General features: G+C 45.8%; 3 protein-coding genes. All 3 read right to left on the reverse strand.

The features are described 5' to 3' along the window. Positions 1–626 (reverse strand): ABC transporter ATP-binding protein (locus BPMYX0001_RS14145; RefSeq protein ID WP_033799679.1); only part of this gene is annotated, 626 nt, incomplete at its 3' end. A gap of 171 nt (positions 627–797) precedes the next feature. Further along, complete coding sequence (locus tag BPMYX0001_RS14150; RefSeq protein WP_006095481.1) at positions 798–1,139, reverse strand: DUF1048 domain-containing protein; 342 nt, start codon at positions 1,137–1,139, stop codon at positions 798–800. 71 nt (positions 1,140–1,210) lie between these two features. Further along, the gene (locus BPMYX0001_RS14155; protein WP_018765521.1) at positions 1,211–1,531 is read right to left on the reverse strand and encodes a PadR family transcriptional regulator; all 321 of its coding nucleotides are present in this window, start codon (positions 1,529–1,531) and stop codon (positions 1,211–1,213) included. Between the last annotated feature and the right edge of the window lie 36 nt (positions 1,532–1,567).

Genomic DNA, 1,567 nt, shown 5'->3' on the forward strand with positions numbered 1-1,567 from the left:
CCATGCAGGATAGCGATACGGTCCGCCAGTTGTTCGGCTTCCTCCAGGTACTGGGTTGTCAGCAAGATGGTTGTGCCGCCGCCGGCAAGCTCCTTGACAGTATCCCATACTTCAATCCGCGCTTCGGGGTCAAGCCCTGTTGTCGGTTCGTCGAGAAAAATGACCGCTGGCGTCCCGATCAGGCTCATGGCGATGTCAAGCCGGCGCTTCATCCCGCCTGAATACTGGTCTGCCCTGCGGTTGGCCGCATCGGTCAGGCTAAATCTTGCAAGCAGATTATCAGCGACTTGAGCGGGATTGGAAACTCCACGCAACTTGGCAATCATCATCAGGTTTTCTCGCCCGGTGAGCATACCGTCTAAAGCTGCGAACTGTCCTGTCAGACTGATGCTCTGGCGAACATAATCCGGTTGACGCTGTACGTCAAAGCCGCAAATACCTACTTCGCCGCCATCTGGCTTCATCAGCGTCGAGAGGATGTTGACCGTCGTCGTCTTGCCCGCTCCATTTGAGCCCAGCAATGCGAAAATGGAGCCACGCTGCACCTCAAAATCCACCCCATTTAAGACTTCCTTGTCTTTAAAAGATTTTTTTAACCCTTTTACAGAAATCGCTGCATTGCTCATACTTTTTTCCTCCTTATAAAAAATGTTTTGCGAAGCTAGATTGCCTACACTCTCCTATTTAGTCTTACTGATAATCCGTATTACTTAGTACCAAGTTAAAAATATAACTGAATAGCGATGGCGACAATTCACATTTGTAATCAGCTAATCAGTCGGTATTATCTATTGCATTTATTTTTTTCTCAATCGATTCATGATACTCTGATTCAAATCTTCACGATACTTGGAGACATAGGTTTTAGCGTTTGCCACTAGTTCGTCAGCAAAGGACGCCACGTCCTCCCCAGTGATTTCTAGCACTTGTCTACCTTCCGCCGCACCAGCTTCGAACAACTCGATTAATTCATACTGTATGTGTAGCATATCCATCCCGTTGCCCGCTGAGAAATTCCACATGTAGTTTTGAATTTTCTTAAATACAAACTGGTAGTCCTCTGGCAGAGCTCCAACCCGTGCCATCATCATTTTGTACTCTTTTTTATCACCAATCATTTTTTTGAACATTTCCATCATGTTATTTTTCCTCCTTTTTTATAAAGCTGAACAAGACACTCCAAAAATATCGGANGGAATATCTTATGAAGCTAGATTGACTTCAAGACGTTAATTTTTGATGATACAAAATCCCATTTTCTCCAAAACAATTCAAGTTCCTGGCGGCCAGCCTCATTAAGTGAGTAAAACTTGCGGGGCGGCCCCATATCTGACGGTTTCTTTTCTATGTTCACAAGTTTTTTCTTTTCTAATCGCACGAGGATGGTATAGACCGTCCCTTCCACGACTTCGGTGAACCCAAGCTCGTTCAGGCGGCGGGTAATCTCGTAGCCATAGGTTTCATGGCGGCTGATGATTTCCAGCACGCAGCCTTCCAGCGAACCCTTCAGCATTTCAGTTAAATTTTCCATGTTTAGATCCTCCTCTCCCTCCTCTATTTTGTCTGG

The sequence above is a fragment of the Bacillus pseudomycoides DSM 12442 genome (genome assembly GCF_000161455.1).
Taxonomy (GTDB): Bacteria; Bacillota; Bacilli; order Bacillales; family Bacillaceae_G; genus Bacillus_A; species Bacillus_A pseudomycoides.

Excerpts from the sequence above, each read along its gene's own strand:
- BPMYX0001_RS14150 (WP_006095481.1), bottom strand. The coding sequence starts at position 1,139 with ATGATGGAAATGTTCAAAAAAATGATTGGTGATAAAAAAGAGTACAAA.
- BPMYX0001_RS14155 (WP_018765521.1), bottom strand. The coding sequence starts at position 1,531 with ATGGAAAATTTAACTGAAATGCTGAAGGGTTCGCTGGAAGGCTGCGTG.